General features: G+C 35.6%; 26 protein-coding genes. 12 read left to right on the top strand and 14 right to left on the bottom strand.

Annotated features, from left to right (window positions below; genetic code table 11):
* From glgP to MHHB_RS02375, 3 genes are all read left to right on the top strand, one after another.
* Positions 1 to 1,560 (top strand): alpha-glucan family phosphorylase, encoded by a 1,560-nt coding sequence (gene glgP / locus MHHB_RS02385; RefSeq protein ID WP_131007022.1) that lies wholly within the window; start codon positions 1 to 3, stop codon positions 1,558 to 1,560.
* Between the two features lie 20 nt (positions 1,561 to 1,580).
* Complete coding sequence (gene hmgA, locus MHHB_RS02380; protein WP_131007021.1) at positions 1,581 to 2,813, top strand: hydroxymethylglutaryl-CoA reductase (NADPH); 1,233 nt, start codon at positions 1,581 to 1,583, stop codon at positions 2,811 to 2,813.
* Positions 2,814 to 3,223: 410 nt separating this feature from the next.
* Positions 3,224 to 5,434, top strand: coding sequence for a DEAD/DEAH box helicase (locus tag MHHB_RS02375; RefSeq protein ID WP_131007020.1), 2,211 nt, complete (start codon positions 3,224 to 3,226; stop codon positions 5,432 to 5,434).
* Between the two features lie 308 nt (positions 5,435 to 5,742).
* Here the strand turns inward: MHHB_RS02375 and MHHB_RS02370 are convergent, their stop codons facing one another.
* From MHHB_RS02370 to MHHB_RS02310, 13 genes are all read right to left on the bottom strand, one after another.
* Positions 5,743 to 6,984, bottom strand: a complete 1,242-nt coding sequence (locus tag MHHB_RS02370; RefSeq protein WP_131007019.1) for a methanogenesis marker 15 protein — start codon at positions 6,982 to 6,984, stop codon at positions 5,743 to 5,745.
* 174 nt (positions 6,985 to 7,158) lie between these two features.
* Positions 7,159 to 7,596, bottom strand: a complete 438-nt coding sequence (locus tag MHHB_RS02365) for a UPF0179 family protein (RefSeq protein WP_192893801.1) — start codon at positions 7,594 to 7,596, stop codon at positions 7,159 to 7,161.
* A gap of 11 nt (positions 7,597 to 7,607) precedes the next feature.
* On the bottom strand, positions 7,608 to 7,925 hold the full coding sequence (locus MHHB_RS02360) for a UPF0058 family protein (RefSeq protein WP_131007017.1): 318 nt from the start codon (positions 7,923 to 7,925) through the stop codon (positions 7,608 to 7,610).
* 347 nt (positions 7,926 to 8,272) lie between these two features.
* Positions 8,273 to 9,565 (bottom strand): DNA primase DnaG, encoded by a 1,293-nt coding sequence (gene dnaG / locus MHHB_RS02355; RefSeq protein WP_131007016.1) that lies wholly within the window; start codon positions 9,563 to 9,565, stop codon positions 8,273 to 8,275.
* Positions 9,566 to 9,887: 322 nt separating this feature from the next.
* Entirely contained in the window at positions 9,888 to 10,139 is a 252-nt protein-coding gene (gene purS, locus MHHB_RS02350) for a phosphoribosylformylglycinamidine synthase subunit PurS (RefSeq protein WP_131007015.1), read from the bottom strand.
* Between the two features lie 24 nt (positions 10,140 to 10,163).
* Positions 10,164 to 10,892 (bottom strand): phosphoribosylaminoimidazolesuccinocarboxamide synthase, encoded by a 729-nt coding sequence (purC, locus tag MHHB_RS02345; protein ID WP_131007014.1) that lies wholly within the window; start codon positions 10,890 to 10,892, stop codon positions 10,164 to 10,166.
* 357 nt (positions 10,893 to 11,249) lie between these two features.
* Positions 11,250 to 12,296, bottom strand: coding sequence for an aspartate-semialdehyde dehydrogenase (asd, locus tag MHHB_RS02340; RefSeq protein ID WP_131007013.1), 1,047 nt, complete (start codon positions 12,294 to 12,296; stop codon positions 11,250 to 11,252).
* A 19-nt stretch (positions 12,297 to 12,315) separates the two neighbouring features.
* Positions 12,316 to 12,825 carry a sulfopyruvate decarboxylase subunit alpha gene (gene comD, locus MHHB_RS02335; protein ID WP_131007012.1) on the bottom strand — a complete coding sequence of 170 codons (510 nt, stop codon included), beginning with the start codon at positions 12,823 to 12,825 and terminating at the stop codon, positions 12,316 to 12,318.
* A gap of 91 nt (positions 12,826 to 12,916) precedes the next feature.
* Complete coding sequence (locus tag MHHB_RS02330; protein WP_131007011.1) at positions 12,917 to 13,099, bottom strand: 30S ribosomal protein S27ae; 183 nt, start codon at positions 13,097 to 13,099, stop codon at positions 12,917 to 12,919.
* Entirely contained in the window at positions 13,092 to 13,403 is a 312-nt protein-coding gene (locus MHHB_RS02325) for a 30S ribosomal protein S24e (protein ID WP_131007010.1), read from the bottom strand. The genes MHHB_RS02330 and MHHB_RS02325 overlap by 8 nt, the downstream gene beginning before the upstream one ends.
* A 14-nt stretch (positions 13,404 to 13,417) precedes the next feature.
* Positions 13,418 to 13,894: a GTP-dependent dephospho-CoA kinase family protein gene (locus MHHB_RS02320; RefSeq protein WP_131007009.1), complete on the bottom strand. Its 477-nt coding sequence runs from the start codon at positions 13,892 to 13,894 to the stop codon at positions 13,418 to 13,420.
* A gap of 13 nt (positions 13,895 to 13,907) precedes the next feature.
* A complete protein-coding gene (spt4, locus tag MHHB_RS02315; RefSeq protein ID WP_131007008.1) occupies positions 13,908 to 14,084 on the bottom strand; it encodes a transcription elongation factor subunit Spt4 in 177 nt (58 codons plus the stop codon).
* A gap of 19 nt (positions 14,085 to 14,103) precedes the next feature.
* Positions 14,104 to 14,661 carry a DNA-directed RNA polymerase gene (locus MHHB_RS02310; RefSeq protein WP_131007007.1) on the bottom strand — a complete coding sequence of 186 codons (558 nt, stop codon included), beginning with the start codon at positions 14,659 to 14,661 and terminating at the stop codon, positions 14,104 to 14,106.
* A gap of 308 nt (positions 14,662 to 14,969) precedes the next feature.
* Here MHHB_RS02310 and hmdC point away from each other — a divergent pair, with 308 nt between their 5' ends.
* Complete coding sequence (gene hmdC / locus MHHB_RS02305) at positions 14,970 to 16,508, top strand: 5,10-methenyltetrahydromethanopterin hydrogenase cofactor biosynthesis protein HmdC (RefSeq protein ID WP_131007006.1); 1,539 nt, start codon at positions 14,970 to 14,972, stop codon at positions 16,506 to 16,508.
* A gap of 242 nt (positions 16,509 to 16,750) precedes the next feature.
* On the opposite strand, the gene MHHB_RS02300 is transcribed toward hmdC, so the two are convergent.
* A complete protein-coding gene (locus tag MHHB_RS02300) occupies positions 16,751 to 16,975 on the bottom strand; it encodes a DUF167 domain-containing protein (protein ID WP_131007005.1) in 225 nt (74 codons plus the stop codon).
* Positions 16,976 to 17,611: 636 nt separating this feature from the next.
* Here MHHB_RS02300 and MHHB_RS02295 point away from each other — a divergent pair.
* The 8 genes from MHHB_RS02295 (at position 17,612) to MHHB_RS02260 (ending at position 26,027) form a co-directional block, all read left to right on the top strand.
* Positions 17,612 to 17,941: an MJ1244 family protein gene (locus tag MHHB_RS02295; RefSeq protein ID WP_131007004.1), complete on the top strand. Its 330-nt coding sequence runs from the start codon at positions 17,612 to 17,614 to the stop codon at positions 17,939 to 17,941.
* Positions 17,942 to 17,951: 10 nt separating this feature from the next.
* On the top strand, positions 17,952 to 18,353 hold the full coding sequence (locus tag MHHB_RS02290) for a DUF134 domain-containing protein (protein WP_131007003.1): 402 nt from the start codon (positions 17,952 to 17,954) through the stop codon (positions 18,351 to 18,353).
* Positions 18,354 to 18,366: 13 nt separating this feature from the next.
* Positions 18,367 to 19,968, top strand: a complete 1,602-nt coding sequence (gene atwA / locus MHHB_RS02285) for a methyl coenzyme M reductase system, component A2 (protein WP_131007002.1) — start codon at positions 18,367 to 18,369, stop codon at positions 19,966 to 19,968.
* A gap of 715 nt (positions 19,969 to 20,683) precedes the next feature.
* Positions 20,684 to 21,640 carry a 2-phospho-L-lactate transferase gene (cofD, locus tag MHHB_RS02280; RefSeq protein WP_131007001.1) on the top strand — a complete coding sequence of 319 codons (957 nt, stop codon included), beginning with the start codon at positions 20,684 to 20,686 and terminating at the stop codon, positions 21,638 to 21,640.
* 9 nt (positions 21,641 to 21,649) lie between these two features.
* The gene (locus MHHB_RS02275) at positions 21,650 to 22,450 is read left to right on the top strand and encodes a D-aminoacyl-tRNA deacylase (RefSeq protein ID WP_131007000.1); all 801 of its coding nucleotides are present in this window, start codon (positions 21,650 to 21,652) and stop codon (positions 22,448 to 22,450) included.
* A 13-nt stretch (positions 22,451 to 22,463) separates the two neighbouring features.
* Positions 22,464 to 23,114: an NAD-binding protein gene (locus MHHB_RS02270; RefSeq protein ID WP_131006999.1), complete on the top strand. Its 651-nt coding sequence runs from the start codon at positions 22,464 to 22,466 to the stop codon at positions 23,112 to 23,114.
* 682 nt (positions 23,115 to 23,796) lie between these two features.
* A complete protein-coding gene (gene twy1 / locus MHHB_RS02265) occupies positions 23,797 to 24,753 on the top strand; it encodes a 4-demethylwyosine synthase TYW1 (RefSeq protein WP_131006998.1) in 957 nt (318 codons plus the stop codon).
* Positions 24,754 to 24,854: 101 nt separating this feature from the next.
* Positions 24,855 to 26,027, top strand: coding sequence for a radical SAM protein (locus MHHB_RS02260; protein ID WP_131006997.1), 1,173 nt, complete (start codon positions 24,855 to 24,857; stop codon positions 26,025 to 26,027).

Below are 26,027 nucleotides of genomic sequence, written 5' to 3'. Positions count from 1 at the left end.
ATGAAACCTACTGCCTATTTTTCTATGGAGTTTGCCATAGACCAGGCTCTAAAAACATACGCTGGAGGATTAGGCTTTTTAGCAGGATCCTTTTTTAAAGCTGCTAAGAGGTTAAATTATCCAATAGTTGGAGTCTCTATACTTTGGAGTTACGGATATTACGATCAGGTAAGGGATAGGGAAGGTAGGATGAAGGTAGAATATGTTAGGAAATACTACGAGTTCTTAGAGGATATTAAATTAAAGGTACCTGTAACTATAAACAACACTACAGTCTGGGTAAAGGCTTACAAACTTGAGGAAGATGTATTCAACACCTGCCCAATATACTTTTTAACAACAGATATTCCAGAGAACGACTATCTCTCTAGGACTATATCATATCATCTTTACGATGGAAACAACCTCACTCATATAGCCCAGGAGATAGTTTTAGGAATTGGGGGATACAAGGTAATAAAAGAGTGTGAAAATGTTAAGTTGTTCCATATAAATGAAGCTCATGCCCTACCTTTAGGTTTTAAACTACTGGCGGAGTACGGTCTTGACTACGTTAGAGAACATCTCGTATTTACTACCCACACTCCAGTACCTGCAGGTAACGAGGTCCAGGATATCCATCTACTTAAAAATATGGGATTCTTCGATACTGTAGATATAACAACTGCTGAAAAACTTGGAGGAAATCCCTTTAATTTAACTGTTGCAGCACTGCGAATGTCAAAGAGGGCAAATGCTGTCTCAAAACTGCATAAGAAAACTACAGAGAAAATGTGGGACTGGGTAAAGGATAAGTGTCCAATAATATATATAACAAATGCTCAGGATAGACACTACTGGCAAGACCCTATTATAAGGGATGCTGCAAAGGAATACGACTATGAAAAACTGAGAGAGAGGAAAATGGAACTTAAAAAACAGCTCTTTGAGGAAGTTGCGGACCAGACTGGGAAGATTTTCGATCCCGAGATCATGACTGTAGTATGGGCACGGAGATTTGTAGATTACAAGAGACCTTATCTCCCCCTCTATGATGAAAACAGATTGAGAGAACTTTTAGAGAACAGGAAGATACAGATAATCTGGGCAGGTAAACCTCATCCAAACGATACTAACGCCCAGATAACTTTCAACTGGATAGTATCAAAAACGAGGAATTTGAAAGGTGCAGCTATACTTACAGGATACGAATTGAAGTTAAGTAAGTTGTTAAAACTAGGTTCTGATATATGGCTTAATACCCCAAAACGTCCAAACGAGGCTTCTGGAACCTCTGGAATGACAGCATCTATGAACGCTTCTATTCATATGAGTACCTTAGATGGTTGGCATGTGGAGTGGGTAGAGATGTACCCAGAGGACAGTTTTACCATAGGAGATGGTATAAATGTAAGTGATGAGTTCGAAGCTAAATGTATGTATGAACAGTTGGAAATCGCTGCAGATATGTACGATACAAAGGAGTGGTGGAAAAAGGCCTGTAACTGTGTGAACCATATTGTAGAGTTTTTCGATGCTGAAAGGATGGTTAAAGAATATGCCACGAAGATGTACGTTTAGAAATAGAAACTGGGGATACTATGGACGATAAAAACATGGTTGAAATTATCGAGAAGTTAAAGAAGGGGGAGATTAAACCCTATCAACTTGAAGAGATGATGGATCCAAGGGACGCTGTGGAAGTCAGAAGGAAGTATATAGAAGAAGTAACTGGAGTGAAGTTAAAACATGTTGGAAGATACTCCATAGATGAGAAGGAGGCTATAAAGAAAAACATCGAAAATATGATAGGTGCTATCCAGATACCTTTAGGTTTTGCAGGGCCTTTGAAGATAAATGGAAAGTATGCCAAAGGGGAGTTTTACATACCTCTATCTACAACAGAAGGTGCTCTTGTAGCTTCAGTTAACAGGGGTTGTAGTGTTATAAACAGATGTGGAGGGTGTACAGTTAGGGTGATAGATAACAAGATGACAAGAGCTCCAGTATTCAAAACTTCTTCTGTGGTTGAGGCTATAAAGTTGAAGAACTGGATACTGGAGAACTTCCATAGGATAAAGGAGGTTGCAGAGAGTACAACGAAACATGGTAAGTTGATATCTATCCATCCCATCATGATAGTTGGAAGGTATGTCTATCCAAGGTTTACCTACACTACTGGAGATGCCATGGGTATGAATATGGTAACGATTGCTACAGAGAAGGCCTGTGAATTTATAGAAGAGGAAGTTACCAAGGAAGAGAATTGTGGTATCAATGTACATACAGTTGCACTAAGTGGTAATTTTTGTACAGACAAGAAACCTAGTGGAGTAAATATGGTGGAGGGAAGGGGTAAAACTATTGTTGCAGAGGTGTTTTTAAAGGAGGATGTGGTGAGGAGGTATCTAAAAACCACATCAAAGGCCATAGAGCAGGTTAATTTATATAAAAACCTTATAGGTTCAGCAGCCTCTAACTCTATGGGATTCAACGCCCACTACGCCAATATAATAGGAGCTATATTCCTGGCAACTGGACAGGATGAAGCTCACATTGTGGAAGGTAGTATAGGTATAACTGTTGCAGAAGCTGAGGAGAATGGATTGTACTTCTCAGTAACACTACCAGATGTGCCTTTAGGAACTGTAGGAGGAGGTACAAGAGTGGAGACACAGAAAGAGTGCTTAGAGATGCTGGGATGTAGTGGTAGCGGTAAGGCCCTTAAATTTGCAGAGATCGTTGGAGGGGCAGTTTTGGCTGGGGAGTTATCTCTCCTTGGAGCCCTTGCTTCTGGACACTTGGCGAGAGCCCATATGCAGTTAGGTAGGTAAAGAAATATATTAGGGCGATAGACGGATCTCTGATAATCTTTAATAAAATTAAAATAAGTAAAATTTTAAATACCTTAGTTTCCACCAAGATAGTAATTAGAAGTGACAATATAATAATTATTATCAAAAATAACAAAAATCTTAAAAAAATAATATAAATCAGGTTAAATCGGATACTAAAAAACAGACAGGATTTAAATTTTTATTTTTTATAAGCCTTTTTTGCCGTTTTTTATTATTATTTTTAAACTATCTCTTTATGAGAAATTAGTTTTTAAATTTTTTAATTATTATTTTTTATCGAACAGTTTGTTGTTTAGTACAAATTTTTGTTTAAAGGTTTTATTATAAATAATATAGATTGTTATTTCTTTATTTATGATCACTATTACGGTTTTAAGGTGAATTCTATGTACGTAAATCACCCTCTTATAAAACCTAACACGGTAGAATCTAGGACATATCAAGAACTGATCGTGGCAAAGGCTCTGGAGAAGAATACCTTATGTGTGTTAGGTACAGGTCTAGGAAAAACAGTTATTGCCACATTAACAATTGCAGGGGTGTTATATAAGAGAGATGGGAAGGTTCTAATTATAGCCCCTTCTCGTCCCCTGGTGGAGCAACACTACAACAGTCTAAAGAGTTTTTTGAACATCTCTGAGAAGAAAATAGTAGTCTTAACTGGAAAGATATCTCCTGAAAAGAGGGAGAAACTCTGGAAAACAGGGAAAATATTCATCGCAACTCCTCAGGTCGTTGAAAACGACATCGTAGCAGGAAGAGTGCCAATTGACGAATTTGTCCTCCTTATAGTAGATGAAGCACACCATACAACCGGTAATCACTCCTATACATTTGTAGCTTCTGCATTTAAAGGTAAGGTGAGAGTCCTTGGATTAACTGCATCTCCAGGATCTGATATAGATAAGATACTTGAGGTATGTGAGAATCTTGGGATCGAACATGTGGAGATAAAAACTCCAGAAGATCCTGATGTGAAAAAGTATGTTAAAACTGTGAAAATAAAGACCGTAAAGGTAAAACTGCCTAAGGAGTATTTGGAGTGTATAGAGTTAATTAGAGAAGCTCTAAAGGAGAGGTTGAAGATACTTAGAGACTGTAAGATAATACCTTCTACAGAAGTAAATAGATCTGAACTTCTATCACTGCAAAAAAGGGTTATGGAGATTGAGGATAACTCTAAGTACGAGTTGATAAGAGTAGTATCTGAAGCTATAAAGTTAGACTATGCAGTAGAGATATTGGAGTGTCAGGGAAGGGACGTATTCCTAAATTACTTCGAAAGACTAGGTAGTCAAAATACCAGATCTGCCAAGGAAATCGTGAGAGACAGTAGGGTGATGAAGGCTGTATATAAGTTGAGAACCTTGGATATAGATCATCCAAAGTTGGATAAACTTCTGGAGATAATAAAGAACATCCTAAGTAAAAATGAGAAGGAGAAAATTATAGTATTTGTCCAGTACAGGGACACTGTAGAGAAGATTATGAATCTCCTTAAGGAGAACAATATCGGAGCGCTGCCCTTCATGGGTCAGTCTAACAGGGGAGGCAGAGGAATGTCCCAGAAAGAACAGATAAGAACCTTGGAGAGATTTAAGAGAGATGAGAGTATAAACGTCTTGGTATCTACAAGTGTATCTGAGGAAGGTATAGATATAACAAGTGTTAACTATGTGATATTCTACGAGCCGGTGCCTTCTGAGATAAGATTTATCCAGAGGAAAGGGAGGGCTTCCAGGGGTGAGGGGGGAGAGTGTATTATTCTTATAACTGAGAATACAAGGGATGAGGTGTATTACTGGTCTGCAATACAGAAGGAGAGAAATATGAAAAGGATATTAAGGGAGATGGTGAAGACGTTGAATAAAAAGTTGAAGGAGAAAAAGATAGAGGAGTACAAAGGTCCCCTTGATATATATATAGAGGCTTCTTCTAAGTTAGAGGAGGATAAAAAGGAAGATATAAAGAAAAAACCTAAAATAGTAATAGATCACAGGGAGAAAAATATAGGAAAACTTCTATTTGAGAGGGCAGAGTTAGAGTTTAAAAATTTAGATTTTGGGGACTATATACTCAGTGATAGGGTAATTGTAGAGAGGAAGACATCTGAAGATTTCGAAAACTCCATAATAGATAAGAGGCTCTTTAAGCAGTTGAAGGAGTTGAAAAATTACGAGAAACCTATTTTAATCATTGAAGGAGATAGGTTCGAGAGACTTGAAGAGAGTGCAATAAAGGGTGCTATACTGTCTATAGTTTTAGATTATCATATCCCTATTATATTCACTAAGAATATCGAGGAGACTGCAGACGTCCTGTTAAAGTTAGCAGAGAGAGAACAACTTAAAAATAAGAGACCTGTGGAGATTAGAACTGGAAAGAAACCTATGTCTCTAAGGGAGAGACAGAGATTCATAGTTGAGAGTTTTCCAGATGTTGGACCTGTAACTGCAGAGAACCTACTTCTAAATTTTGGTACCATACAGAATATAGTTAATGCATCTGAAGAGGAACTTATGAAGGTGGAAGGTGTAGGCAAAACAACTGCAAAGAAGATAAGAGAAGTACTCACTGAGAAATATACTAAGTCTTAAAAAAGAAAAAACTGTCTGAGTTAATACATGTGAAAAAGAATTATAATTATTTTGTTATCATATTATTTTAATTTTTATTATTTTTTTATTATTTTTATAATAAAACAAGATGAACGGTGCGAATTTCGAAAAAATCCGGAAGCAAATCCAAAACCCAGAAGCAAAAATGTATAAACACGATATCCCAAGAAGTGCTAATTTCTTTTATGTTTATGTTGGTGCAATTTTACATTAAAAAATAAGGAAATAAAATATACGGTTACATTTTGAAAAGAAAAAAATAAAAGACTAAAACCAAACTATAATTTTTATCCTTGCTCTTTGAAGTACTTATATCCAGAAGATAGAAGTGCCGCACCTACTGCACCTATATGTTGGGAGTAAGGTGGCACTATTATCTTCCTACCAAGTATTTCCTCTAATGCCAATACCATACCCTTTAAGAGACTACTACCTCCTACAAGTATAACAGGATCTCTTACATCTACCTCCTGTAGTTGTTGCTCGTATATCTGCTCTGCAACTGAATGAGCTGCTGCAGCTGCCACATCTTTTGGATCAGTACCTTCTGCTAAGGCTGTAACGAGATCCTGGATACCAAATACTATACAGTAACTGTTCATTCTTACCTTTCTCCAGTCTCCCTCTGCAGCGAGATCACCTAACTCCTGGATAGACACACCTAACCTCCTTGCAGTTATCTCGAAGAACCTTCCACTGGCACCTGCACAGATACCTCCCATGGTGAAACTGTCTGGTATGGCATTATTAAGGGAGATAGCCTTGTTATCCATACCTCCAATATCGATAACTGTTGCTTCCCCTTCCTGTTTATCTGCTAAGAAGGCAGCACCTTTGGAATTTACTGTTAATTCTTCCTGTATAAGATCTGCCTTGAAGTAGTCTCCTACTGTATGTCTTCCATATCCTGTAGTTCCGATGGTTTCAATGTCTTCCATCTTTAGCCCAGCCTCTTTCAGAGCCTCATTCACAGCCTCCTTTGCAGACTCTATAACATCCTTTGTATAAATCCATCCCTTCCCAACAACCTCGTTATCTACCATCACAACAGCCTTTGTAGTTGTAGATCCACTGTCTATACCTAGGCTTATACCTTCCTGTCTCTTTCTAACTAACAGTGTCTTCCTCTCTACAATAGTTACTAAAGCCTCCATCCTTGTCAACAACTCCGATGCCTTTGTTCTCTCTGTAAAAGAGTACATAACAACAGGTAGGTCTGTGTGCTCCTGGATAAGCCTTCTAACCTCGTTTCTCACCAGGGCACCTTCTGCACATCTGAAGCATGTAGCTATAAATACAGCATCTACATCTGTGTTTCCTTCTATTATAGACATAGCTCTGGCAAACATAAGTTTTAAATTTGGAGAAGCTACTTCAAAACCTAACTCTTCATTAACTTTATCTATGTAATCTAGATCTACTTCGGGAAATACTATCTCCCCTCCAACCTCCTTTGCAGCCTTTTCAATTTCAACCTGAACTCCACTGTACTCAGGACCACAAGTTATTTCTGCTATCCTTACCGCCACAGTATCACCGTATAATTGATAAAAAATATTTTATAATAACAACAATATAACATAACTACTACCATTATATAATATGATATCCCACTGCAATGATGAGTGCCGACTTCACTGATCTGTGATGACATCGGGGACAGCTGAGCAGTTATATATTTTTACTCTTTTTATAAAAATCTTTCAATCTACTGGAGATACGATTACTTTCCTCAGGGAGTATCCTCTGGGACAGGTTATCTTATTTTTAAATACCTTTACTATTTTGAACTTCTCGGGTAGTCCTTCTGGATTACATAAAAGGTAGTTTTCACAGGTTATGTTGTTGCATTTTATACTGTCAGATAGAGTTAAACCTTCTAATGCTTTCCTCGATTCTATCAACATAGGTATTTCCCGGGATACTTCGATCTCTACAACCTTAACCCCACATTCGTGAATCTTACATGGATGGTCTGTAGATCTGACACTACGGATCCTATACCTCCTCCCCACAACCATGCCCTCATGACAGATTTTTTTAAACTTACAATTCTCACACTCCTTTAACATTCCACAATAGATGAATTCATTTCCAGTCTTTGCCAATTTACTTCCGATTAATGTAATCTTTTTCTCCATACTAATCCCTATTATATTTTTTTAATTTTATTTTCTATCCTTCTCTGCCTAATAAGTTCTTTTTCTATTCTCTCTCCTGTGCTCTTTAGCCTGCTAGATACACTCCTTGGGACGTTACCATAGTCTGATAACACCTTGGCTATACCACTTGCCAATAGAAATATGGCATAAGTATGTTCAGACTTCGTCCTATGTATGTGATGGGGATATATTTTGAGGTTGTCGTAGGATGTAAAATATCTATCAATTAAATCACCGTATTTTCTCTTCAATATCTTTCTCATATACACTAAAAGTTGGTGTAGTTGGATAAGTTCGTCTTTATGCATACAATCACCTAAAAAGAAGGAAGGTTTTTTATCTCTTATCTTATCTTTTTAACCGTTTATAACTATCTTGAATTAATTTTAATTATAGTTCCTCCCAAAGTATAAAAATTATTATATGGACTGAATAACTTATCAGGGATCTAATAATTAATATTTAAATAATATTATTATAAAAACTTAAGAAAAATCATATACAAAATCAAAATATAGAAAGATTTCTAAGATTGTCAAACTATCTAAAAAAGAATGGCATATAAAAGTAGAAACCTGTTTAAAAAAGAAAATAAATAACCCTGTACCTATGCCCTCGTAGGACGGTAGAATGATCTCTATCTGATCTCTTTCCTTCAGGAAGAGGAAGAAGATAGATCCTCGTATCTCAAGATCTTTAAATTAGATGGTTTTTTAGTTATATGTATCTCCCTTCCAATTATAACTAAGTTAGAATTGACACTGTTGAAAAATCTATCTATAACTTTCTGAGTTATTGGAGTATCTGAAATAAAGAAACGAACATTATTGAGTAGATCCTCTGACAACTCTTCCATGGATAACACCTTCTCGAAATTTGAAGATATCAACTTTACCTTGTTGGTACCTTTGATTTCGTCAATGGAAGATACGATATACCTTAACTGTAATTCATGATCTCCACTGTTCAGTATCTCATAAGTTAATACTTCTTTGTTAAAAGTATCAGTACTTTCTTTATCAGAAGCTTCATTTAAGGTATCTTTTACCTCCCTCAAGATGGTATTAGTACCTCCCTCTTCTTTCGTGACATCTGTCACATCCTTGTACATGTTGTTATTGTTCCTATTCAGTTGTTGTAAATATTGCTCTACCGGTACTTTTAACTTTAAATATTTCAATACTTCTTTTTTAGAGAGTTCCTCCACTTCTTTGCCTTTAGGAGCCCTTGCGATATAATCTATATCACACCTCTGGAGAGATTCTCTCAGTATAAGTTCCCCTCCTCTATCTCCATCGATAAATATGGTAGTAATCTTCTTCTTAGATAATTCTACTATAGTTTTAGGTATAGAAACACCTCCAACTGCTATCACGTTCTTGATCCCACATCTCAGTAGATTTAAAACATCTGCCCTCCCTTCCACTATTATGATGCTATCTGAACTGTCTATATTAGGACCTGCAGGCAACTTCTCTTCACCGTATTCCACTATCTCCCTGGTTCTAATATATTCTCTGATCTCTTCAGATATGTCGTGAATATCTACCATACTATCCATAAGGATTTCTAAAAGTTCCTTCGCCCTATTTGTAATATATTGACGTTTCTCAAGACGGATATCTTTTATATCTTTCACCTCTAATTTGGCCGAACAAGGACCTACCTTATCTATCGTCTCCAATGTCGCAGCAATAATAGCTGTCTCAACCCTGTCCAAACTAGATGGTAAGATAATTTTTGCATAGGATTTTCCGTCGTTGTTGTTGATAACTTCCACATCTATCCGTCCAATTCTCCCACTCTTCTGGAGATCTCTCAGATCTAAATCACCACCTAGTAACCCTTCAGTCTGTCCAAATATGGCACCTATTATATCATTTTTTTCTACGTACCCATCAGCAACAAGTTCAGCGTATATAATATACTTAGTAGTGCCAAAATCCATATAACATCCCTCCTTGATGCCAACAGCATCTCGCCTTTTAAATTTTATATAAAACTTATAATTATAACAATCTATTTAAAATTATTTTAATTATAATCCTCATAAATTCAAATATAGGAATTAAAGTAGGCATAAGTTGTTGAGAATAAAGTCCAAAATTAGAAAAAAATAATCTAAACAAAAAATCAATAGAAAAATCCCTGGCTGTTGAACATGTAAAAAATCGATCTCGTCCTATTTCCTGAGAAACCTTAAAAACCAAAAGGTGGAATCACTGATATTTTCTCCTTAAAAGTATAGAAGTAAATATAAAATAAAAGAGTTAATCTAATTTCTCCAATTCAATCTCGTAATCGTGAATCACTGGGTTTGTGAGTAATTTCTTACACATCTCTTCAACCCTTTTCATCACCTTATCCCTATCCTCATCTTCAATAAAGAGTTCTATACACTTAAAGGTATTTACATCTTTTACCTCCTTGTATCCTAAGAAGTTCAAAGCTCTTAGTATAGTCCTACCTTCTGGATTCAACACACCTTTTTTTAACTTGACAGTTACTACCGCCCTGTACATCCTAACAACCTCTCTTATAACTTTTTATATACACCCTATTCTCTTTGCTACAATCTCGTATTTACTTACAACATCTCCCAAATCCTTTCTGAATACATCCTTATCTAAAACATCCTTGGTCTCCTTGTCCCACAATCTCATAGTATCTGGACTTATCTCATCGGCAACAACGAGGTGTCCATCTTTTGTCCTTCCTATTTCTATCTTAAAGTCTACAAGGATTATCCCCTTTTCATCGAAGAATCTCTTAAGTGTATCATTTACCCTTAGAGCCAGCTCTCTCAACTTTTTCAGCTCCTCCTCTGTAGCTAAACCTAAGGCAATAGCAATATCCTCGTTTAACATAGGGTCTCCATATTCATCACTCTTGTAGTCAAACTGTACAATAGGCCTCTTTAACTCCTCTCCTTCTTTGAAGGGGTACCTCTTACATAGACTTCCCGCCGCAATATTTCTTACAATTACCTCTATAGGTATGATCTCCACCTTCTTGGCAACCATATATACAGGATCTATATATCCCAAGTAGTGGGTAGGTATGTCCTCTTTATTCAGCACCTCAAACAGCTTGGAGGATATGAGAGCGTTAAGGTGTCCTTTTCCCTTCTTTACATCTCTCTTCTTTCCATCTCCTGCAGTTATATCGTCTCTAAACTCAATAAGTACACTATCCTCATCGATTTCATATATAGATTTTACCTTACCACTGTAAAGTGGCTCCCTTTTAAGTATCTCTTTGACGTCTATATCCATCCTTTTCACCTTTTATATATTATATCGTCGTTTTTTATTAGATTTTTTATAAAAAAATATCTATAATTAATATATTTGGATTTATAGAAGATGAATTAAAAACTTAGTTTCTATTCCATTTAAAACTAACCTTAACAGTAATTCTTCTTACAGGCGTTATTATCCCAATCTGGGGTTATTTACAGAAGAAAAGAAATTATCCCTTTAAATTTCCATAAAAATAAAAAATCCCCTGTCCCAAATGAAACTTCGAAAATTCTGGTATATCTATTTATAACAACTATGGGTATCAACAGTAGGATTTCCAATTTCAGGAATAGAGAAGAGATACCATCTGTTTATATTTTTAAAAAATAGTTAAAGGTACTTCTTTATGTAAAGCTCAGCGTTCAATATACTTGCTCCCGCAGCTCCTCTTATAGTATTATGCTCTAAGGCTGTATATTTTACTGTAAATATATTATCCCTTCTAATTCTCCCTACTGTAATAGACATACCTCTACCGTTATCCCTGTCCAACCTTGGCTGGGGCCTATCTATCTCTTTTCTAATGACTATAGGTTTTGCATAGGTTGGAAGGTTGTAGTCCTTTAAAGGGTCAAAGTTATCCATAACCTTTACTATCTCTTCAGGTTCTGCATCTTCTACAGTTTTAACAAATATGCTCTCCAAATGGCCATCTATTACAGGAACCCTATTACAGGACACTCCTATCTTGAAGCTGGCATAGTGGAATTTACCATTCTTCAAATCCCCAAGTATCTTTAAACTTTCACTCTCCATTTTTTCTTCTTCATTTTTGATATAAGGTATTATGTTGTCCAAAATGGCCATCGATGGAACTCCCCAATATCCTGCTCCACTAACAGCCTGCATCGTTGTAATATTTACCATCTCTACTCCAAATTTATCCATTATAGGCTTCAAGGTGATAACAGCACAGATTGTGGAACAGTTGGGATTGGTTACTATACCCCCATCCCATCCTCTATTTTCTCTCTGGATCTCCAACACCTCAAAATGTTCAGGATTTACCTCGGGCACAACTAAAGGGACATCCTGCTCCATCCTCATAGCAGAGGCGTTGGAAAATACTAACTTACCTCTTTTGGCAAACTCAGGCTCTAACTCCTTTGCCAGATCTGAAGGTAGGGCCGAAAAAACAATATCCACGTCCTCAAATGCTTTATGATCTGGATCTGTAGGGACAACTAACTTTTCCCCAATATCTTCAGGTATAGATTCTGGAAGATACCAATAACATGCTTCAGAGTATTTTTTACCTGCACTTCTCTCAGAAGCTGCAAGGACCTCCAACTCAAAAAAGGGGTGGTCCTTAAGTAGTTGGACAAACCTCTGTCCAACACTTCCAGTGGCCCCCAAGACACCTACCTTTATTCTCATAACCATTCACCATTAAATTTTATTCTTTACTGTCATACTCCCAATATAGAGCATCAAAGATTACTGCAACAGGATAACTTATAACATGGGCGTAATCTACTCCGTATTTGATGATCTTATAAGCCTCTTCTGGAGTTTTTGGACAGTAGTATGGTACCTCTACAGTATCCAGTAGTTTCTTAGTCCATCTTCCCATAGGGATTTGGGCAGGTATCTTCTCCTTTAGATCACCTCTATGGCTTATTATAAAGAGTATAGGTATCTGATATATTTTACAGAGAGAGCCTATACTATTTATGGAGTTTCCAAGACCTGAGTTCTGCATAAGAACAGCACATCTCCTACCTGCAAGATGGGCCCCTGCACAGAGTCCAATCGCTTCTTCTTCTCTAGTAGCAGGTATGTATGTCAGATCATTATCTTTTTCTACAAGGGAGATAAGATTCTTCAGATTGGCACAGGGCACGCCAGTGATAAAGTCTATATTACTATCTCTAAGCCCCCTATAGATAGCCAAACTTCCTTCCATAATATTATCCTTGAATACTAATTTATTTTATATTTATTTAATTATTATATTTATTTTAATAATTATTATTAAAAAATAAAAAATTTAACATTTATTTCTTCTTCTCTGGTTTTTTCCACTCTGTGTATCCACACCTTCCACAGGAGTATCTATTTAAGTGTTCTGCCATAAATACCCCAGGACCACATCTTGGACATGTCTTCTTCAACCTTATTACCTTCCCATCTTCTATTTTGTAATATTTATATTTCTGGACATTTTGATGCTTAGCCATTGTTTTCACCTTCACTTTCTTTTTCTTCTTCTATCTTATTCTTCTCCAATGTAGATTTTTTCTCTACTATTTTCATAGTATTTTCATCGGAATATATCTTTACATAGCATTTGGATTCCATTATACCAAATTCCTGATCTATCTTATCTACGATCACCAAATTTTTATCTACGTTGTACATCGCTGCTATTTTCAACTTTATATCCTTTATTGTAGGTGTTGGGCCTTCGTATCTTATTAAAAACTTGATTTCCTTTCTATTCAACAGAGGATTTTCCCTTTCAGAAAGTATCTCGATCTCCATCTTATCACCTTATTCTATTTCTTTATCATTAGCGAGAATATTTTATTAACTCTCTTCTTTAAATCTTCATCTACCCTTAGCACTACTACACCCATATTAGGTTGTCCATAGAGTACATAGGTACCATAGGGGAAGTACTTTATAACAGGTAGTGCTAGGAGATCTTCTTCTCCTTCTACCTTTATGGCAGTATTTCCCTCCTCCACCTTGGAGAGATGTCTAATAATCCCCAGAGCTTCGTCAGATATACACCCTGGGGGATTTTTCACCTGGAAAACTCTACTAAATCTATGTTCTATAGAGACTGGTATATTTCTCCTAGTTTTTAAGTCAAAAATGGATAGATGAGGTATGATATTCTTAGATAAGAGGTTCTTGGTAGTGATATCTCCAATGGAAATAACCTTTCCATTTATATAAGGTAATTCTTTATATATTTTTCCAAAGGGTTTTTTGAGAACCTCTCTCAACTCCTGGGTAATTATATACATGAGTTTCCCTACCCTATTTTACACTCAATGCATACTTTCCTTTAATATCTATTTTAACCTTTTTCGCTATTTCAGATCTAAGGGGATCTAGCACTATCAACAACCCTCTCCAGTTCTCAGAGACCTCTGAGTTACATATGGGACATCTGTCCTTATCTGTTAAGTACTTACACTTTAAACAGGCTTTCATTGGATCACCTGCCTACACCTTACCCTTTTTTCTTTTTCTTCTCTTCCTCTATCCACTCTATCTTCCCCAGTCCAGGCTGTCTCATCGTTAAGGCTATCTTACTTCCCCTCTTTTTAGTTTCCCTCAAACTTACCGCTATAATTCTTGCCCTCACTATATCTCCTTTCTTTATAATCTTTCCAGTATCTCTTCCTACCATCATCTCATTTTTTGGATCGTAAGAGACGTAATCATCCATAATCTGGGATATATGAACTAGGCCATCTAAGGGACCTAATCTTACGAATATACCGAACTCTACAACATCTACAACTTCTCCTTCCACAACTTCGTAGAGTTCAGGTATATAGCATAAGGCATCAAAAACTACAGGATGATAGGCTGCACCGTCCCCGTATATTACTTTACCTTCACCTATTTCCTTTATATCACCAATGGAAAGGATAAGACCTATATCTTTGTCTAAAATTCCCTCGTATTTTTCTACTAGTATATTGTGTATACTCTCTTTAAGGGAATTTCCAAACATAGTTGGGGGTACTCTAACAACATCAGAGATAGTTACCACTTTATACAATTTACCACCTTAAAAAATTATAAGAGAAAATAGAGAGAATATAATTAAAATAAGAATTAAAAGAGTAATATATAATAATATTATCTTATTTACAATTGGAATATATATAGTTTTTTATAATTATTTTAAAAGTTATATTTAAACAAAAATACAGTAATATCTTAAATTTCCATCCAACCTCTGTTAATCCTTATTCTTAAGAATTTCGCCTTCTTTATTATTTTATATTTATTATTATAATCTTTATCAAAATGTAACAAAATAAACAATAAATCCGGGAATATAAGAGATTGTAAAGATGTGTTAATATGAGGGACTTAATAAAAGAGGCTGTCAACAGTTTAGATGCATCTTTAGAGTTAAGAAGAGAGGTTATTAAAAAGATACTGAAGGAAAAATTGTCTGAGAGTGACATAATAGAAGTAGTAGATGCTGTGGACGACCTAAGTATAGAGGATATCCAAAAACTTGGGAATAACCTTAGAAGGTTTCCTTTAGGTTGTGATCTGGTGGAGATTGGGGTAGGTCCCTGTGCATCTTCATTGACACTGAGGGAACTCTTAGAGAACTGTATCTTAACAGACTATATGGGTTTTCCCCTCCATATATGTGCCTACGCTCTTGGGGATATAGGGGAGAGAGAAGGTATATCTCCATTAGAGGTTTTTAAGAGGATCTATGAAAAGGTGAAGGTACCTATAGATCTCGATCACTTTGGTATGTATGGCCCTATGAGATTTCCGAAGGAAATAACTCACTGTTATGGAGAGTGCTACTACCTTGGAGGACCCTTTAGAGAGTGCCCAAGGAACAGGATATATGAGAGACTAATAGAGAAAGAGAAAAAATACTCTCACGAATTCCACCAGTTGATAGAACTTGCTTCTACAGTGTGTATAAATGTCGTAGAGGAACAGGGGGGAAGGGGACATGCCCCTCCCTTGGAGGAGATGAAGATTGTGGCTGAGGCATGTAAAAGACATGGTAAAGGACTGGGGGGGATTTTCCATATTGGAGATGGACATGAGGATCTGATAGAAGGTATTAAGTTCTGTATTCAGTTGGATGTGGATGTGTTTGTCATCGAAGGAGCTCCCTTTAACTGTGCAAAGGATAGATTAAGAGCATTTGCAAAGGCGATCACTGTAAGTCGTATACTTGTTAAGGGAGGAGTTGTAGGCACAAATGGAGCCTACGAAGATGAATGTAGGATAGGACTTAGAAGTGGACTAAATGTAATACTCAGTGGTTTCAAAGACAACCACCATGGTTATATGTGTGGCTACTCTCCAAGGAGTGCTAAAAGGGGAAACTTTGGACTCCCTCGAGTACTGAGTATAATAAAGGAGGAGATCGAAAGTAATAAGCTGGGCACCACTCTACTAGATAACACCCTATCAAAGGCCATAGTAAGAGGGTGTAAGTTTTTAAACTATAGGGGGGAAAGTATAATATATCCCAACACCTTAGGTGGGTTCTTCATAGGTGATGCTCATTGGATGGCATTTAGAAATAGTGGTCTCTACAGGATGGAGGAATACAACAAAACGTTGGATGATATTGAAAGAGTTGAGAAGTTAGGATTACTGGGAGGTAGATATATAGCCTGGGCAATGTCCAAGGTTTTAGAACCTGAAGAGGTGTATATCAGTGATCTAGATCCATGGGTAGAGAAGGTTACTGTAGAGATACTTAGGGATACTGGAATAGAAGCTTACAGATGCAATGGAAAGGATGAAGAAGTTTTGAAAAATGCGGATATAACATATATAACTTCTTTTATACCTGAAATAATACTGAGAATTAAAAGAAAATTCGGAAAAAAGAGTTTAATAAGTTTGATATAAAATATTATGAGTGCAGCTTGGAGTCATTCATGGGAAGGATGGAATATTGTTGAAGCTTCAAAATATTCTAAATAACTTTTATCTTTAATAGAATTGATAGCTATTCTCTTTATATCCCTCAATCTCAAATCTCTTTTCTCTAAATCGTAGCAAATCTCTTCTAATAATTTGTCATAATTTTTGCATTAGGCTTATGGACTAAATTTTTTCCAAAGCTATACAATATTATCCGAGGAATTTTATCAAAATAAAATTTTTATAATCTTATTTCTTGAAAACTTCCCTCTAATTATCTCAATATTTCTTTTACTAACCTTGAAATGTTTTGACAAAACTTCTATAAGTTCCTTATTAGCTTTTCCATCTTCAGGTGGAGATTTTAAATATATTTTTAACATGTCTCCCTCTTCTACTACCTTTTGTCTTTTTGCTTTAGGAATGACCTTAACGTTTATAAACTTTTCCATAATAAACCCTATTAAAATTTGCTATCAAAAAATAACACATATCGGAATTAAAGAATCTATAATTTCAAGTTAATAATATTATTGATAATAATAGGGCCAAGGGCCACTGCACTATCATTTTTTTAATAACTATAATAAAATTGTTATTGTTATTGAGGTTAATATTGAGATCAACAATGTAAAAGCCCTTTCTACTATTCCACCAGCTTCCTATTTCGCTACGGCTTAATATTTCAATTGATCCAGGGTATCCTAATCATCGGATGTTGTCTATAAAGAATTAGTATTAAAACCTTAAGTACCGATCCTGTTAATCTTATTTTCCATATAAATCCTGATAAAAATACAATAAATTTATAAAAATAATAAAAGTAAATAAAAACATAATGCTTAAAAAAGAACATTCTTCTTAATTTAGCAACTATATAACAAATTGTAATTAAAGTTAAAACTGACTTGTCGATCTTCTCGAGGAGGGGAGAAAGAGATATTTTAAGGTGGAAACTATAAGAATTTTAGGGTTGGTAAGTATTCTAATATTGTTATCTTCGACGTTTCTTTTACTAAACTTTATAAGTTTATATATAATTAATAATATTAACTAATTTTACCCATAGGTGTAATAACGGTGATATTATGAAGATACTTTTATATGTCTTTGTGGAAACTGAAAACATCGGGAAGGTTATCAACGCCCTATCTGAAGGAGGTATATCAGGATTTTTTCTAATGGAATATAAAGGATTATCTCCTCAAGATTGGAAAGGTTTTTTAATAGATGAAGATCCTGAAAAGGCTATAAAGATAGTTAACGACATATCCTTTAATGCTGTAATGATAGGTACTGTAGTTAGTGAGAAAAAGAAAGAGATAATTAAGAGATACATTCACGAAAAACTCTCAAACTGTAGATACACCATACTAGAGGTACCTGTTGAAAATATCGAAGTCAATATGGTAAAATAATGGGATGGCTATGAGGTTTAGAAGGAGGAAAGGTCGTCCAAGGATACCAAGATTCATCTCTGAAATACCACATATTAGGGAATTTGCACCTAGAGTCATAGATGAATCTGGAGAAGGTGATGATGAGATTATAAAACTTACCTACGAAGAGTTGGAGGCTATAAGGTTGGTGGATTACTTAGGATTCTCCCAGGAAGAAGGAGCTGAGTTGATGGGAATATCGAGGCGAGTTTTCTGGGATATCCTAAAATCTGCTAGGAGGAAGATAAGTGATTTTCTAATAAACGGTAAGGTGTTGAAAATAGAAGGGGGAAATTACAGGTTAAGGGAGTGTGGTATATGTAAACTAGGTGGTAGGATGAGACACTGTGTCTTTAAACCAAAAAATCACTGTCGTAGATTCAACCAATAAAAAAGGTGGTAGGATGATACTGTTGGAAGTTAAGAACGTCTCAAAGAGATTCGGTGATAACTTAGTATTGAAAAATATAAATTTCTCACTTGAAGAAGGTGAAGTTTTAGGTATATTGGGGAGAAGTGGTGCAGGTAAATCTGTACTACTCCATATGTTAAGAGGTATGGAAGGGTACGAACCTACAGAGGGTAAAGTGATATACTATGTAACAATGTGTGATAACTGTGGAGAAGTAGATGTACCTTCTAAGGATGGCCAGAGGTGTGAAAAATGTGGAAAGGGGACATTAAGTAAAACTTCCATAGATCTGTGGGGAGACGATGAAGGTGTCTACAATCTGAAAAAGAAAATCGCTATAATGCTTCAGAGAACCTTTGCATTGTATGGAGAGAAAAGTGTAATTGAGAATATTTTAGAATCTTTGTATTCTGCAGGTTTTGAGGGAAAAGAGGCTGTAGAAATCGCTCTAAAACTTATAAAGATGGTAAAGTTAGAACATCGAATTACCCATATTGCAAGGGATCTTAGTGGAGGGGAAAAGCAGAGAGTTGTCCTTGCAAGACAACTCGCCAAGAAACCTGTGATATTCTTAGCAGATGAGCCTACTGGAACCTTAGATCCTAAAACTGCCAAGTTAGTGCATGAAACACTGAAGAATGCAGTTGTCAAAAAGAACATAAGTATGATAGTAACCTCCCACTGGCCAGAGGTAGTTGCCCAACTTTCGAATAGGGTTATATGGTTGGAGAATGGAGAGGTTAAGAAGGTAGGGGATAGTAAGGAGGTTGTAGAGGAATTTATGTCATCTTTCAAGGAATTCAAAAAATTGGAGATGGAAGTGGAGATAAAGGAGAAACAGATTGTACTGGAGAATATAGAGAAGAGATACTGCTCCGTTGATAGAGGGGTAGTACATGCAGTAAATGGAGTCTCTTTGGACATATACGAGAAAGAGATATTTGGTATAGTGGGAACCAGTGGGGCTGGAAAGACAACGTTGGCTAAGATAATAGGAGGAGTTATACCTCCATCGAGGGGGAAGTATCTATTTAGGTTAGGAGAGGAATGGATAGATATGACAAAACCTGGGCCTATGTATAGGGGAAGGGCAAAAAGGTATATAAGTATGTTATTCCAGGAGTATGCACTGTATCCATATAGAACTGTGCTCTACAACCTTACGGAAGCCATAGGTTTAGAACTCCCTGGAGAATTTGCAAGGATGAAGGCACTACATACGTTAATATCTGTAGGTTTTACTGAAGAGGAGGCGGAAAAGATATTAGATAAATATCCTAAGGAGTTAAGTGTTGGAGAGAGACACAGGGTAGCCCTTGCCCAGGTACTTATAAAAGAGCCAAGGGTTGTGATATTGGATGAGCCCACCGGGACCATGGATCCATTTACAAGAAATATGGTGGCAGAATCCATCCACAAATCGAGAAAGGAGTTGGAACAGACCTATATTATAGTATCCCACGATATGGACTTTGTATTGAATGTATGTGATAGGGCCGCACTTATGAGGGATGGGAAGATCGTTAAGATAGGAAAACCAGAAGAAATTGTTAAAATACTCACTGAAGAGGAGAAAGAGGATATGGGATTATGATTTTTTTAATATAACATAATTACAACATGCCTAATAAAAATTTATGTAGAAAAATGATAATAAAAATAATATAAAATATTAAAAAATATAAAATAACGGAAAAGATAGTTTTAAAAATAAATGATTCTCTTTCTGTCCCTTTATCGGATTTTTATTATTTGTCCCTTAGAATAGAAGTTCTGGAAAAGCAGAAAAGGATTTTCAGTTAATCCATCTCTTTAAGAGTTTTTACACTTTTTTCATTCTATTAATTTTTTTATATCTTTATTACTCCTTATAGTAGAAAATAGTATTTGATATGTTTAAGATATTCGAGAAGTTTTTGAAGTTTAGTATATTAAAACCCTAACTTTCATTAAAAGATAAAAAATAATAAATTACCTTCGTTCCTATTAAAGTAATAATTAAAAAATAAAGGTAAAAAGTAATTAGTAAATAGGGAGTATGAATTTGTATTCCAAGACCTTTCCTGAATACCAATAAAGAAGTTATATTAAAAATCCCAGTGGATCGTTTTTTTCTTCAATCTTAGGAAGTAGATATATTTGTTTACACTTTCTTTTTAATAATTTATTATTTTTTTACCTTATATTTTATCATAATTATATTTTTTAAACTATCAGTCGATGAAAAGGATTGTTTAATATATAATATATTAATAACAAAGAGTAAATTGGATTTATGGAATTGTATAACAGAATAGACGGAGGGAATCATGAAGATAACTCTACTATCAGGAGGTACAGGTACTCCTAAACTTCTGCAGGGATTAAAGAGAATAGTTGATGAGGAAAACATTTCTGTAATTGTAAATACTGGGGAAGACATATGGGTTGGTGATCTTTACATATCTCCAGATATAGACACTGTATTGTACACATTTTCAGATCTGATAAACGAAGAAACGTGGTATGGGGTTAAGGACGATACTTTTATCACACATGAAACTTTAAAGATGTATGAATCTGAGGATTTCTCTGAATTCCTGAGGATTGGAGACAGAGACAGAGCTCTGAAGATCCATAAGACTTACTTTTTAAGGAGAGGTTATCCCCTCTCCAAGGTTGTAGATATGGAGAGAAAATTGTTGAATATTAAAGGTAAGGTATTTCCAATGACAGATGACAGGGTGGAAACAAAGATACTCGTTGAAGAAGATGTTGGAGATAGAAAGGAGAAGATACTTCTGAAGTTTCACGACTTCTGGATAAAGAAGAGAGGTAAGGCTAAGGTGTTAGATGTATTCTATGAGAATTCACAGTATGCCAGGGGGGTAGATGGAGCGTTGGAGTCTATAGAGAATTCAGACTTAGTGATTATTGGGCCTTCTAACCCTATAACTTCCATAGGCCCAATACTCAGTATAAGGGATATTAGGAGAGCACTTAAGAGTAAAAGGATATTTGTAGTATCACCTATAGTGGGGAATAGGGCAGTTAGTGGACCGGCAGGTGTTCTAATGGAGGCTAAGGGTTATCCTGTTAATATCTATGGGGTGTATAAGTTCTACGAGGATCTAGTAGATACCTTCATAATAGACGATAGAGATAATCTGGAAGAGAAAAAGGAAGGTATAGAGTGTAACATAGTGGCAACAAACATTATACTTAAGAATATGGAAGATAAGATAAACTTGGCTAAGAGGATATTAGAAGAGTATAGAAAAGGTTAATGGGAGATTATGAGATACTTACTAATCTACTCCACCAAGGATCCTGCAGGGATGAATATCAAGGAGAATTTAGATACTATATTAGAAGAGAATAACAATATTAGAAAAAACATCTCCTACCTTGAAACAGAGGAGGATCTTACAGCACTTAGTCAGGAAGATATCCCAAAGGGATTTGACTACTACATCTTCCTATCGAAACATAGAAGTAGTGGGGAAAATCCACCACCCACTTTAACAGTTCATATCCCTGGAAACCTAACCGTGGATAACCTCTTTGGTGGCAATCCAGAAGAGGTATGCCCCTGTGATAGTATCCTAAACTCTCTCCTCCTGAGGAATATCTCTAGATACAGTAAAGAGGAAAGATATAAACATCTAAATTTCCAAGTTTCCTTTGAAGGTGTCCATCACGGCCCTTCAGATATAGCCGCTCCCACTGTATTTGTGGAGATAGGGAGTACAGAGAGAGAGTGGAAGATAAAAGAAGGGGGAGAGATAATTGGAAGGGCTATAATGGATACCGTCCATCAACTTGCATCCAAGAGATATGATCTTTTAGATAAGGTAATTGCCTTTGGTGGTGGGCACTACGCCCCAAAGTTTACAAAGTTGGTGTTAGAAGGGAGATACTACGTAGGCTACATAGTTCCAAAGTATGCAAAGGTTTCAGATAAGATTCTAAACCAGTTAATAGAAAAACAAGATTTCGACTATGTAATCCTGGACTGGAAGGGCCTTAGAGGGGAAGATAAAAAAAGATATATTAAGTTTTTTGAAGATAATAACATCTTCTGGAAGAAGGTTTAAATAGGGATATACTATGTATATTGTAATTGCAGGTATAGGAAGGGTAGGATATACACTGGCGAAATCCCTCGCTGAAAAAAATCACGACTTAGTACTCATAGATATATCTAAGGAGGTATGTGAAGAAGTAGTCTCCGAGATAGATGCCCTGGTAATAAATGGGGATTGCACCCGTGTCAAAACCTTAGAAAGTGCAGATATTGAAAGTGCAGATATCTATATAGCAGTCACTGGGCAACAGGAGATAAACCTCATGAGTGCATTACTGGCTAAGAATTACGGCGTCTCAAAGACTATCGTGAGAGTTAGGGATCCTGAATATAAAGAAGTATTTGAAAATCTAAATATAGATGTTGTAGTAAGCCCTGAACTTGTGGCTGCAAACTATATAGAAAAACTTATAGACTTACCTGGTATAGTGGATCTGGCAGTGATAGGAAGAGGGGATGCGGAGATCTTAGAGTTAATTATCGGAGAGAACTCAAAGGTTGCCAATAAATGTATAAGAGATTTGGAAAAGAATAGAGATTACCTTATAATTGCTGTCTATGAAGACAATGAATTAAAGATACCAGATGGAAATACTATGTTAAAACCTAAAAACAGGGTTATAGTTTTGGCTAAGAAAGATTCTGTAGACTACGTTAGGAGACTGTTTCTTTAGGAAAATGAAAAATAAAGGGTTTTACAACAAACAACAATCATAGGGATCTCGATAAAAAAATAATAATAAATCAGTGTTCGTAAATAAAATAATTATTAAATAAAATAATTATATTAAATTATAAAAAATTAAACAAAAAAGATTAAAAAAATAAAACCTTTTTATTCTAAAACATAATAATATATCTTCTCTACTTCTGAACATTGAAACAAAGAAATTCTTTTTAATATCTTCTAACCATGTCTGTTGGAGATTCTTAATATCATGGGATAATTTTTTCTTATTTATCCCAGTTTAGAAAAATCCCTGAGATAAGGAATATGGTTAAGTGGTTTTATTTTTCTTTGGATGGGATCTGGGTTTAACAGGATATCAAACAACTTCTTTTGTTCTAAGGCGTTCTAAGGAATAACGGTAAGATTTACTTTATACTGTCCCTCTTGAAATCTCAGTACTGGAAAAACAGAATGATTCCTAATGAGGAGAAATTTCAATCTTTAAAAATCCAGGACATTCTAAGGAAAATTTAATACAAATGGGAGTTTTTTATCTTCTTTTTCTGTTATTTTTTTACCTTATTATTTTTAATTTTAATTTTTTTATTATTATTTTTATTGAGTTGAAATGTTATATGCTGGATTTATATTAACCAGGAATAAAAATATATTTTCATGGTGATATTATGACTACCTACAATACACCTATCCCTGAAGAGGTATATCGAATTCTGAGGAAACAACGTTATCAGATAAAAGATCACAGTGCAGTTAAACTGTGTGGCTGGGTTAAGAAATCACTCTTAGAAAATAAGAACTGTTATAAGTCAAAATTCTACGGTATAGAAACCCACAGATGTATCCAGTGCACTCCTTCAGTGATCTGGTGTCAGCAGAGTTGTGTATTCTGTTGGAGGGTTTTACCTTCGGATATAGGAGTCTCTCAGCTGTCATATCCCGAGGTAAAATGGAAGGAACCTGAAGAGGTTTTAGAAGACATCCTTCAGATGCACAGAAAGGTTGTAATGGGGTATAAGGGCATCTTAGATAGAATAGGTAAAAAGAAATTTAAAGAGTTACTACATCCAAAACATGTTGCTATATCCTTATCTGGGGAACCTACTCTCTATCCCTACTTAGGTGAACTGATAAATCTCTTTCACAGGAAGGGCTTCTCTACTTTTGTAGTATCTAATGGTATTCTAACTGAAGTTATCCAGGAGATAAATCCTACACAACTGTATATTTCCCTTGACGCCTACGATTTAGAGAGTTATAAGACTATATGTAGGGGAAAGGAGGAGTACTGGCAGAGTATATTGGATACCTTGGATATATTAAGGTACAAGGGAAGGACATGTATAAGGACTACGCTTATAAGGGATTACAACACCAACATTGAGAAGTTTATACATCTCTACGAGATGGCAGATGTGCATTTCATAGAGTTGAAGTCATACATGAATGTGGGATACTCCAGGAAGAGATTGACCTTGGATCATATGTTGAAACATGAGGAAATACTGGAACTTAGTAGAAAGGTGGAAGAACTCTCCCACTATAAAGTGGCAGATGATTCTTACGATAGTAGGGTTGTTTTACTTGTTAATGAGGATAGAAAGATTGAGAGATTTATAAAATAAAGTACTAATTCTCTTATTGATGGTATTGAATAAATAATGATTAACTGATTTATCTCTATTTATGATTTTTATTAAAATTTTTATTTTAAAAAAGGGATAACATGGACATTGAAGAGTTAGAAAACACCCTATTAAAAGACATGGATAACCTTCCCTTAGGATGTCAACAGTGTATCAAAGGTGAAAAGTTAGTCCTATTTATAACAGGTATATGTGATGAGAACTGCTACTACTGTCCAATATCTGAAAAGAGAAAAGGAAAAGATGTTATCTATGCCAATGAGAGAAAAATCACATCTATCGAAGAGTGTATAGAAGAGTGTATTCTATGTGGAAGTAGAGGAGCAGGTATTACTGGCGGTAATCCCCTCCTAAGGTTAGATAGAACCTGTAAGTATATAAAAGCACTTAAAAGTAGATTTGGTACATCCTTCCATATACACCTCTACACAACACCTACCTATATAGATGAGAATAAACTTAGGGCACTTAAAGAAACTGGATTGGACGAGATAAGGATACATCCTACAAAGTACTTCAATGAGTATTACAGAGAGAGTAAAGAAAAAAGGGAGGAATATTTAAAATATTTAGTAGATACTTTAAAACTCTGTATGGAATATATAAAGGTTGTTGTTGTGGAGATACCTTCTATCCCAAACTACGAGAAGGAGATCATTCAGCTTGGAGAGGCTATAGAGAAGGCTGGGATTAAGTTCTTAAATATTAATCAGTTGGAATACTCCGAGACTAACTATCAGTCCCTTAGGAGTATGGGGTTTGTGGAGAAAAATGACTACTCCTCTGAAATACTTGGAAGTGAAGAAACTGCCAAAAAGGTAGTAGAGTACTTTAGAAGTAAGGGATCTAACTTAAGGGTACATTACTGTCCTTCTGTATTGAAGGATGGAATACAGATGAAGAACAGATTACTGAAAAGGGCAAAAAATGTTGCAAAGGATTATGAAGTAATTACAGAGGAAGGACTTCTGGTTAGAGGAATAGTCTCATTTAGAAATCTCAGGGATGTTAAGGATTTACTGGAGATACTTGAATACAACGAGGAGCCCTATGAGATAGACTTGGATAAAAAAAGTATCTATCTGAATCCCTACGTATTGGAGGAGATTATAGAGATACTGAAGGAGAATAGATACAGATTTAAATTCAGTGCATATATCTCCGAAAGGTATCCTACAGTTGATGGATTAGAGGTTGAGAGGATACCCTTAGTTGTAGAGAGGAGGAGTTTAAAAGATATAAGAAGGATGTGA

Origin of the sequence: Methanofervidicoccus abyssi, from assembly GCF_004310395.1 — an archaeon.
Taxonomy (GTDB): domain Archaea; phylum AGJL01; class Methanococci; order Methanococcales; family Methanococcaceae; genus Methanofervidicoccus; species Methanofervidicoccus abyssi.
The sequence above is the reverse complement of the archived record's forward strand: the minus strand, read 5'-3'. Positions and strand labels throughout refer to the sequence as shown.

What these genes read in the sequence shown, in the direction of transcription:
- hmgA (WP_131007021.1), top strand. Translation starts at nt 1,581, where the DNA reads ATGGACGATAAAAACATGGTTGAAATTATCGAGAAGTTAAAGAAGGGG.
- comD (WP_131007012.1), bottom strand. Translation starts at nt 12,825, where the DNA reads ATGGAAGGAAGTTTGGCTATCTATAGGGGGCTTAGAGATAGTAATATA.
- glgP (WP_131007022.1), top strand. Translation starts at nt 1, where the DNA reads ATGAAACCTACTGCCTATTTTTCTATGGAGTTTGCCATAGACCAGGCT.
- hmdC (WP_131007006.1), top strand. Translation starts at nt 14,970, where the DNA reads ATGAGGGACTTAATAAAAGAGGCTGTCAACAGTTTAGATGCATCTTTA.
- purS (WP_131007015.1), bottom strand. Translation starts at nt 10,139, where the DNA reads ATGTACAGGGCGGTAGTAACTGTCAAGTTAAAAAAAGGTGTGTTGAAT.
- twy1 (WP_131006998.1), top strand. Translation starts at nt 23,797, where the DNA reads ATGACTACCTACAATACACCTATCCCTGAAGAGGTATATCGAATTCTG.
- asd (WP_131007013.1), bottom strand. Translation starts at nt 12,296, where the DNA reads ATGAGAATAAAGGTAGGTGTCTTGGGGGCCACTGGAAGTGTTGGACAG.
- atwA (WP_131007002.1), top strand. Translation starts at nt 18,367, where the DNA reads ATGATACTGTTGGAAGTTAAGAACGTCTCAAAGAGATTCGGTGATAAC.
- dnaG (WP_131007016.1), bottom strand. Translation starts at nt 9,565, where the DNA reads ATGGATTTTGGCACTACTAAGTATATTATATACGCTGAACTTGTTGCT.
- MHHB_RS02365 (WP_192893801.1), bottom strand. Translation starts at nt 7,596, where the DNA reads ATGGAGAAAAAGATTACATTAATCGGAAGTAAATTGGCAAAGACTGGA.
- MHHB_RS02275 (WP_131007000.1), top strand. Translation starts at nt 21,650, where the DNA reads ATGAGATACTTACTAATCTACTCCACCAAGGATCCTGCAGGGATGAAT.
- MHHB_RS02330 (WP_131007011.1), bottom strand. Translation starts at nt 13,099, where the DNA reads ATGGCTAAGCATCAAAATGTCCAGAAATATAAATATTACAAAATAGAA.
- cofD (WP_131007001.1), top strand. Translation starts at nt 20,684, where the DNA reads ATGAAGATAACTCTACTATCAGGAGGTACAGGTACTCCTAAACTTCTG.
- MHHB_RS02300 (WP_131007005.1), bottom strand. Translation starts at nt 16,975, where the DNA reads ATGGAAAAGTTTATAAACGTTAAGGTCATTCCTAAAGCAAAAAGACAA.
- MHHB_RS02290 (WP_131007003.1), top strand. Translation starts at nt 17,952, where the DNA reads ATGAGGTTTAGAAGGAGGAAAGGTCGTCCAAGGATACCAAGATTCATC.
- MHHB_RS02375 (WP_131007020.1), top strand. Translation starts at nt 3,224, where the DNA reads ATGTACGTAAATCACCCTCTTATAAAACCTAACACGGTAGAATCTAGG.
- spt4 (WP_131007008.1), bottom strand. Translation starts at nt 14,084, where the DNA reads ATGAAAGCCTGTTTAAAGTGTAAGTACTTAACAGATAAGGACAGATGT.
- MHHB_RS02320 (WP_131007009.1), bottom strand. Translation starts at nt 13,894, where the DNA reads ATGTATATAATTACCCAGGAGTTGAGAGAGGTTCTCAAAAAACCCTTT.
- MHHB_RS02295 (WP_131007004.1), top strand. Translation starts at nt 17,612, where the DNA reads ATGAAGATACTTTTATATGTCTTTGTGGAAACTGAAAACATCGGGAAG.
- purC (WP_131007014.1), bottom strand. Translation starts at nt 10,892, where the DNA reads ATGGATATAGACGTCAAAGAGATACTTAAAAGGGAGCCACTTTACAGT.
- MHHB_RS02360 (WP_131007017.1), bottom strand. Translation starts at nt 7,925, where the DNA reads ATGCATAAAGACGAACTTATCCAACTACACCAACTTTTAGTGTATATG.
- MHHB_RS02325 (WP_131007010.1), bottom strand. Translation starts at nt 13,403, where the DNA reads ATGGAGATCGAGATACTTTCTGAAAGGGAAAATCCTCTGTTGAATAGA.
- MHHB_RS02260 (WP_131006997.1), top strand. Translation starts at nt 24,855, where the DNA reads ATGGACATTGAAGAGTTAGAAAACACCCTATTAAAAGACATGGATAAC.
- MHHB_RS02270 (WP_131006999.1), top strand. Translation starts at nt 22,464, where the DNA reads ATGTATATTGTAATTGCAGGTATAGGAAGGGTAGGATATACACTGGCG.